General features: G+C 69.3%; 5 protein-coding genes. 2 read left to right on the plus strand and 3 right to left on the minus strand.

Annotated features, from left to right (window positions below; genetic code table 11):
- Positions 1-24: 24 nt before the first annotated feature.
- On the minus strand, positions 25-291 hold the full coding sequence (locus ABZ749_RS23010) for a hypothetical protein (protein WP_357230922.1): 267 nt from the start codon (positions 289-291) through the stop codon (positions 25-27).
- 174 nt (positions 292-465) lie between these two features.
- Positions 466-1,053, minus strand: coding sequence for a hypothetical protein (locus tag ABZ749_RS23015; RefSeq protein ID WP_357230925.1), 588 nt, complete (start codon positions 1,051-1,053; stop codon positions 466-468).
- On the opposite strand from ABZ749_RS23015, the gene ABZ749_RS23020 reads away from it, so the two are divergent.
- On the plus strand, positions 1,027-3,825 hold the full coding sequence (locus ABZ749_RS23020) for a VWA domain-containing protein (protein ID WP_357230928.1): 2,799 nt from the start codon (positions 1,027-1,029) through the stop codon (positions 3,823-3,825). The two genes, ABZ749_RS23015 and ABZ749_RS23020, sit on opposite strands and share 27 nt — an antisense overlap.
- A 268-nt stretch (positions 3,826-4,093) precedes the next feature.
- Positions 4,094-7,279, plus strand: coding sequence for a penicillin acylase family protein (locus tag ABZ749_RS23025; RefSeq protein ID WP_357230931.1), 3,186 nt, complete (start codon positions 4,094-4,096; stop codon positions 7,277-7,279).
- 93 nt (positions 7,280-7,372) lie between these two features.
- On the opposite strand, the gene ABZ749_RS23030 is transcribed toward ABZ749_RS23025, so the two are convergent.
- Positions 7,373-8,020: a TetR/AcrR family transcriptional regulator gene (locus ABZ749_RS23030; protein WP_357230934.1), complete on the minus strand. Its 648-nt coding sequence runs from the start codon at positions 8,018-8,020 to the stop codon at positions 7,373-7,375.
- Positions 8,021-8,361: the final 341 nt, after the last annotated feature.

The raw sequence follows: 8,361 nt of genomic DNA on the forward strand, positions 1-8,361 counted from the left end.
CGAGACCAGCGGCGCTAGAGTCACTCAGTGCGAGCACGAAAGATACTCTACGTCATCGCGGGAGTCGCGCTCCTCGCGGCATGTGCCGTCCTGGCTCGCGACCCGCAGAATCTCGACCTCGCCGACAAGTACGCCAGCGTCCTGAGCCTCTTCATCGCAGGTACCGCCCTCCATCTGGGACGACGAACCAGGCCGCCGGTCGGCACAGACGATGACGAGATGGCGCGGAAGCTGGCTGAGCACGTCAAATGGCAGTGGCAGCAGGAGATCGGACTTCGCCTTCTGCAACACCCGAGGCCGCTGCGTCTGCGCTGGTCGCCATCTGAGCCCACGGCTGCGGGAGTACCACAGGCACAGCCCGGCCAGCTCGACCGTGACGGGCACGCCGCCCGCCAACTGGTCGCTCTGGTCGGCCGCACCCGTCCTCGGCACCTCGTTGTCCTGGGCGAACCGGGATCCGGAAAATCAAGCCTGATGGCCCTGTTCGTGGTCGATGCCATTGATCTGCGGGAAGCCGACGATCCGGTTCCGGTCCTGTTGGCACTGCCAACCTGGGACGTGGGCGAACCTCTGGACGAGTGGATCGCGCGGCGCATCGACGAGGACTACCCCGGCCGGGCCGGGCACCTGGTGCGTGAGCAGCGAATCCTCCCCGTCCTCGATGGTTTGGACGAACTCTCGAGGACAGCGCTGCACAAGGCGTTCGACGAACTGAACCGGGTCGGTCCGACCTTTCCCGGTCTGGTCGTGACCTCTCGGCCCGCTGAGTACGATGACGTGGTCAGCGGTCGGGGCCCACTGTCCACCGCTGCCGTTGTCCGGATCGAACACGTCTCTCCGGATGACGCTATCGCCTTCCTTACCGAAAGCGATCTGCAGGGCAGCACCCGGTGGAAGCCCGTCGCCGAACACCTGCGCCGTGACCAGCGCGGCGATCTCGCGAAAACCTTCGCCAACCCGTTGATGATCTCCCTGGCCCGGTCCGTCTACCGATCCCCCAGGAGCGACCCGCAGCGATTGCTGACAATGGACGCGGATGCTCTTGAACGGCACCTGCTCGAGGAGTTCCTCACCAACGCCTATCCGGGAGACGAGCCCCGCCGCTGGCTCACCGCCCTCGCCGCCACCGCCCGACTGCGTTGGTGGACCATGGCCGCTCAGGTGCACCCGGTCGTCATAGTCGGCACCGTCGGCCTGGTCGTCGCGGCTCTCGGAGCGGCCGCTGGTGCCGGGTTCGCAGCGCTGAGCGGCTATCGCCCGGGCGTCGCGACCGCCTACGCGGCGGTGACCGGTCTGGCTGTCGGTGTCCTCGCTGGCCGTCGTGCCGCCCGTGTGCACCAGCCACCCGGCATGTTCGCGGTCATCGCCGCTGCCCTACGCGACGGTTTGATCAGCGGCGTGATCTTCGCGGCTGGCGCGACGGTCGTGTTGATGAACGCCACCTCGGAGCCGGCAGTCCAGTTCTTCGGTCCGTTCGGTGTGGTCGGTGTGGTCGGCGGTTCCATGCTCGGGATCATCAGTAATGGCCTGGCGGCGGGACGCCGGATGGTGCCCCAACGGTTCGGCCGCCGCCTCGGTGCCCTGCCCCGGCGAATGGCCGGAGGTTGCCTGACCGCCGCGCCGTTCACCATGGCGGTGGCTACAGTGATCGCCGCGCTCAACGCCGTCGACCGGTGGGATCCCGCGCGCAGTTGGCTCATCGTGATGCCGCAGGCCCTGCTGGACACGCTGATCATCGGTGCCGCCGGGGCCCTGGTGATCGGTGTTCCGATCGGTGTCGGCCAGTGGCTCAGCGTTCCCGACGAGGCCGACGAGCATGCGGGCAGCACCGCGACGTTCCGTTCGTCGCTGCGTGCCGAACGCGAGACGCTGCTGGTCAGCGTGGCCGGTGCCGCGCTCGCGGTGGGCGCGGTGACCGCCGCGGTGGTGGGGTTGGCCGGTGCCGGACTGGCCGGCCTCGGCGGTGGGAGCCCGGCGGTGGCGGCCGCGGTGGCGGCCGCGCTCGCGGCGACGGTGGTGGCGGTGCTTGCCGCGTTCGGTTCCGGCGCGCCATGGGTCGCGTACACGATCGCCCGGCTGTGGCTGGCGGCACGCGGTCGGCTGCCCTGGGACCTGACGGGCTTCCTGGAGGCCGCGCACCGTCACGAGGTCCTCCGCCAGGACGGTCCGGCCTATCGTTTCCGGCACGAGCGCCTACGCTCCCACCTTGCCGGTGCCCCGCCGCTGACGCCCAGGCGGGACCGGTTCGCCGTACAGCGCCGAAGCACCGTTGTCACCGCGCTCGCCGGCGTGGTCCTCATGCTGGTCACCGGCGTGACCGTGGTGCCCGACGCGCTCGAGACCGTGGCTTCGAAGCTGGCCGCCACCGCCTGCCGTGTCTCGATCACGGTCGCCGTCACCCCTGACCACCAGTCGAGGTTGGCCTCGGCCGTCAGCCATTTCAACCAGAGCCGTAGCGCTGTCTGCCAGCCGGTCCAGCTGATCACCGGCCCCCGTGACCTGCTGGCCACGCCCGATCCGGAAAAGGTCCAGGTGTGGATCCCCGCTTCGTCGGCCGTGGTCGACCTGATGCGGAGCCGCCACCCCAGGGCGGTCTCCGGCGGTGAGGTCGAGCGTCTCGCCTATGACCCCCTCGTCCTGGCCGTCCCCGAACCGCTCGTCCAGAGATTCGATGGCGCGGGCTGGCCGGCGATCGCCGGTTATTTGCGGAAACCGGGCTCGTCTCCGCGGGTTGTGGTGCCGAATCCCGCACGGTCGATCAGCGGGCTGAACGCCGTCCACGGAATCAGCAAGGAGCTTGGCGACACCGTCTCCGGCGCGGCCTCGGCCGAGATCACCTCCCCCAAGGTCATGCGCGACGTCGCCGCCCTGTTCGCCGAAGCCACGATCACCGAGGACGAGACCAGATTCCTCTGCGCCGGCGGGAGTGCAGCCGACGCAGCCGACACAGTAGTGATCACCAGGCAGGTCATCGTCAACGACGCCAACCAGGGCCAGCCGTGCCGGTTCGGTAGGCCCCCATTCCGTTGGGCCACGGTCCCGCTCGACGACAGCATGCTGCCGGCAGACATGCCCTACGTGGTGTTCTCCTCGGCGAGTAGGGCACAGGGAATCCTCGCTGACGCTCTCAGAAAGTTCCTCCGAGACAACATCGCTCACAGGTGGCCTCACCCACCCCGATCAGGCGCGGCCACCGGCTCAGGGCTCGCCCCCGGGCTGCTTCCAGGGCTCGCCGCACTGTGGGAGACGGCCCGCCCGCCGGTCACTGCGGTTCTCCTGATCGACACCTCAGGATCGATGAGGGGATACGACGCATATCTGATGCTGAAGGCGGTACGGGAAGGCGTGATCCGGCTCAGACCTGCCGACCGGATGGCACTCTGGACATTCTCCAAACGCGCCGGCGGCGTCGGTTCGGGGGTCCGGGCGCATGTGCCGACCGGCCGCGCCGCCGACGTCCGCGATCGGGTGCGAGACGAGCTTGACCGACAGTTGATCGAGGGTGCTGATTCGGACCTCAACGCGTCCATCCTTGCGGTGTGGCAACACATCCGGGAGACCGAGTCGTCGACCCGGCCGGTGAACCTGATCGTCGTGACGGACGGATCCAACACCAGTCAGCCCCGCTTGAGGGGCGGCGTTGACGCGGTGCGCCGGCACGACGGCACCATCGTCCGGGTAATCGGCATCACCCAGGACAGCGCCGATCCGGTCATCGTCGAGGGCCTGACCGAGATCGGTGAGGCGAGCGGTGGCAGCACCTTCACCGTCGCTACATCCGAAGAGGTCGCTGAGGCGTTGCGATTGGCGTTCACCCTCTATTGAGGGTGACCGACCGGTGTTGGCACAACCGCCGCAGCGGGGCTTGTTGGTCCCGGCCGTCGACCCCGGTGGCGACGGAGGGCGAAACGTCGGCATTGGCGCGTGGTGAACGACGGGTATCCCGGACGGCGGTCTGCGCCGATCATTGCTCGGAGATCGACACGAATGATTCTCACCTCCGGGTGGAACGCCCGGGCGCGGAGGACGAGACGTCGGCACCGGTAGCCGGGCGAGACCGTACGGCCCGACTCCGCGTCCCCGGAGGATCGCCATGCCCCGTCCCGCTCTCCGTAACCGGCTCGCGGCGTTCACCGCCGCCGTCCTGACCGCGAGCGTCCTGACGGTGACCCCGCCGTCACCGGCGCTGGCCGCCACGACGTTCGCCGCCAACGACTACTGCCTCGGCCAGTGCGCCGACATCCTGCCCCCCGGGCAGAACGGCAACGCCACGCTGGTCGCCATCCTGGCGCACCAGGCGCTCGGCACCCGCCCGGCGCACTCCAGCGACCAGCTCGACGAGTACGCGAACCTGGTCTACAACTACGCCGGGCTGACCGACGAGCAGATCGCCCACTTCTACAACGACGCCTCATTCGGTGTTCCGGCCGCACAGGTCGAGAGCACCGTCTCCCCGCGATCGGACGTCACCATCGTGCGGGACAAGGCCACCGGCGTCCCGCACGTCACCGGCACAACCCGCGCCGGCACCATGTTCGGCGCCGGCTACGCCGGAGCCCAGGACCGGCTCTGGGTGATGGATCTGCTGCGGCACGTCGGCCGTGGAAACGTCACCTCGTTCGCCGGTGGCGCTCCGGGCAACCGGGAGCTGGAGCAGAGCGTCTGGGCCAACTCGCCCTACACCGAGGCGGACCTCCAGGCCCAGGTGGACGCGCTGCGCACCAAGGGCGCCCGGGGTCAGCAGCTCTACACCGACGTGGTCGACTACATCGCCGGCATCAACGCCTACATCGACAGGTCGATCGCCGACGACAACTACCCGGGCGAGTACGTGCTCGCGGGCGCGGGCAAGCCGAAGCACTTCACGATGACCGACCTGATCGCCACCGCCGGCGTCATCGGCGGGCTCTTCGGCGGGGGCGGGGGCAGCGAGATCCAGTCCGCGCTGGTCCGGGTGGCCGCCCGCGCGAAGTACGGCGCCACGGAAGGCGACCGGGTGTGGGCGGCGTTCCGCTCGCAGAACGACCCGGAGACCGTGCTCACCCTGCACGACGGACAGAGCTTCCCGTACGGGGCGACGCCGCCGGGCGCGACGAGCGCGGTGCTCCCCGACGCCGGCTCGGTGGTCGCCGAACCCCTCGCGTACGACGCCACCGGCGGGGCCGCCGCCCGCACCGGTGCCAGCACCGCCACGAAGGAGCTGCTCGGCGGCCTGTCCAATCTGCGCGCGCACGGCATGTCCAACGCGGTGGTGGTCTCCGGACGGCACACCACCACGGGCAATCCGGTTGCCGTGTTCGGGCCGCAGACCGGCTACTTCGCCCCGCAACTGCTCATGCTCCAGGAGTTGCAGGGTCCCGGCATCAGCGCGCGTGGCGCGGCGTTCGCCGGGCTGAACCTCTACGTGCTGCTCGGCCGGGGCCAGGACTACGCGTGGAGCGCCACCTCCGCGTCGCAGGACCTCACCGACACGTACGCGGTGCCGCTGTGCACCACCGACGGCAGTGCCCCGACGCTGCGCACCAACCGCTACCTCTACCACGGGCAGTGCCTCGCCATGGAGGCGCTGGAGCAGCGCAACTCCTGGACCCCGACGCTGGCCGACTCCACCCCGGCCGGCTCGTACACGCTGCGCGCGTTGCGCACCAAGTACGGGCTGGTCTCCTATCGGGGCCTGGTGAACGGGCAGCCGACGGCGTTCACCAAACTGCGCTCGACCTACCGGCACGAGGCCGACTCGGCGATCGGCTTCCAGGCCTTCAACGACCCGTCGGCGATGGGCAGCGCGGCGGCCTTCCAGACGTCCGCAGCCGACGTGGGGTACGCGTTCAACTGGTTCTACGTCAACTCGACCGAGGCGGCGTACCTCAACTCCGGCGCGAACCCGGTCCGTCCGGCCACCGCCGATCCGAACCTGCCCACGAAGGCCGAGCCGGCGTACGAGTGGGCCGGCTGGAACCCGGACACCAACGACGCCACCTACATCCCGGCGTCGGCGCATCCGCAGTCGGTCAACCAGGACTACTACGTCAGCTGGAACAACAAGCAGGCGCGGGACTTCGGGGCGGCGGACGGCAACTTCAGCTTCGGCTCCGTACACCGGGCTCAGCTGCTCGACGGCCCGGTGCGCGCGGCGATCGCGCAGCGCAAGCTCGGTCGCGCCGACGTCGTGAAGATCATGGCGGATGCGGCAGTGACCGACCTGCGCGGCCAACAGGTCCTCGGTGATCTGCTGCGGGTGTTGGACAGCACGCCGGTCACCGATCCGGCGCTGGCCGACGCGGTGGGCAAGCTGCGCGCCTGGCAGCAGGCCGGGGTCCGCCGGGTGGAGACGTCCCCCGGCTCGAAGGTCTACCAGCACGCCGACGCCATCCGGATCTTCGACGCCTGGTGGCCGCTACTGGCCTCGGCGCAGTTCCGCCCCGGCCTCGGGCCGGACCTCTACGCCTCGCTGGTCGACGCCATCGAGGTGAACGAGGCACCGTCGGGCGGCCAGAACGGCGGGCGCGACGGCGCCGCGAACTGGGCGTTGCAGGGCCAGGCGCACAAGGGCTCGTCATTCCAGTACGGCTGGTGGGGCTACGTCGACAAGGACCTGCGCACCGTGCTCGGCGACCCGGTGGCCGGTGGGCTGGGCCGCGCGTACTGCGGCAACGGCAACCTCGGCGCATGCCGGCAGGCCCTGCTCGACGCGCTCGGTCAGGCCGCCGCGGTGCCGGCCACCACCGTCTACCCGGGTGACAAGTCCTGCGGGGCCGGCGACCAGTGGTGTGCCGACGCGATCGCCCACTCCGGGCTCGGCGGCATCACCCACCCGGTGATCGCCTGGCAGAACCGCCCCACCTACCAGCAGGTCGTCTCGTTCCCGGCGCGCCGGGGCGACGACGTCACCAACCTGGCGCAGGGCCGTCCGGCCACCGCGTCGAGCACCCAGTTCCTGACGGGCCACACGCCGGACAAGGCGGTCGACGGCAGCCTCGGCAGCCGGTGGGCGAGCAGCTACAACGACAACCAGTGGCTCCGGGTCGACCTCGGGGCGGCCCGCACCGTCAGCCGGGCCGTGCTGCGGTGGGAGGCCGCGCACGGCACCTCGTACCGGATCGAGGTCTCCGCCGACGGCAGCTCCTGGTCGCCGGTGTTCGCCACCACCACCGGCAACGGCGGCGTCGACAACGCCACCTTCGCTCCGGTCACCGCCCGCTACGTGCGGGTGTACGGGGTCAAGCGCGCCACCTCGTACGGGTTCTCGCTCTACGAATTCGAGCTGTACGGGAAGTGAGCCTGCCCGGAGGAGGCGGCGGAATCACTCGCCGCCTCCTCCGGTGCGTGGCATCACGGCCGACCGGCGTGCCGTCGGGTCAACAGAACGCGCTCACTGGCGGGACGGCTGCACGAGGAACGATCTGATGTGTTCCAGCGCCATGTCCAGGGCGACTTCCATGGGTGCGACGTCGTGCGCGGCGTTCGCCAACAGGTAGCCGCCCTGCAGAGCGGCCATCAATCCCGTGGCCAACTTTTCCGGGTCGGCATCCTGGCGCAGTAGGCCGCTGTCGCGCATTCTGTGCAGACCATCACTGATCAGCTTTTCCCATGCCGCGAATGTCTCCGACACTGACGATCGAGCCTGCTCATCCTGATCAGACAGTTCGAGAGCCATTGAACCGAGACCGCAGCCGTATCTGCCGTTGTTCAGCGAGTTGGCCTGGACCAGCGCGTTACGCCACCGGATCAGCCCGGAGAACGATTTCAGTCGTTCCAGCCCGGCGCTTTCCCGCTGAAGCACAAGCGTGCCCCGATATGTGACCAAGGCGCGCACCAGTGCCTGCTTGTCGGCGAAGTGGTGGTAGAGCTGGGACTTGCTCGTCTGGCTTGCCTCGCGGATGTCGTCGAGGGTCGTCGCGTTCACCCCGCGCACGAGCGTCAGCCGGTTCGCTGCATCGAGGATCCGCTCTCGCGTCGCGATGCCCCGTTGACTAATCCGCCGCCTGTTCGTCGGCGCAGTCACCTGCTCGTCGCTCATCCGTCAAGTGTATCCAGCGCTGATCTAGGGCGAGTTGGACTTTGGAGTCCAACAGGTGGACGTGTTCTGTTCGCTTGGCGTGCGGGGCGACCATTACCAAAATCATTGCTGGTGCGAGATTGCCGGGACCATCCGGTCCCATAGCGCGCAGAAATTTCTGCTGTCGCTGGGCCCAGCGCCGTGAGGCCTCCGGCGAGGTCCGCTGGTCTACTCGCCGGTCAAGCCGTCTCGGCGTGGGCCGGCGCGCGGAAGAAGACGGTCACCGTCACCGGCGAGGCGACCGCGCGTGCCATCACCGCAACACCGTAGGAAGGAAGGCAGCCATGCCCGTATCGGGTGGG

The organism is Micromonospora sp. NPDC047753, from assembly GCF_040642735.1.
Classification (GTDB): domain Bacteria; phylum Actinomycetota; class Actinomycetes; order Mycobacteriales; family Micromonosporaceae; genus Micromonospora.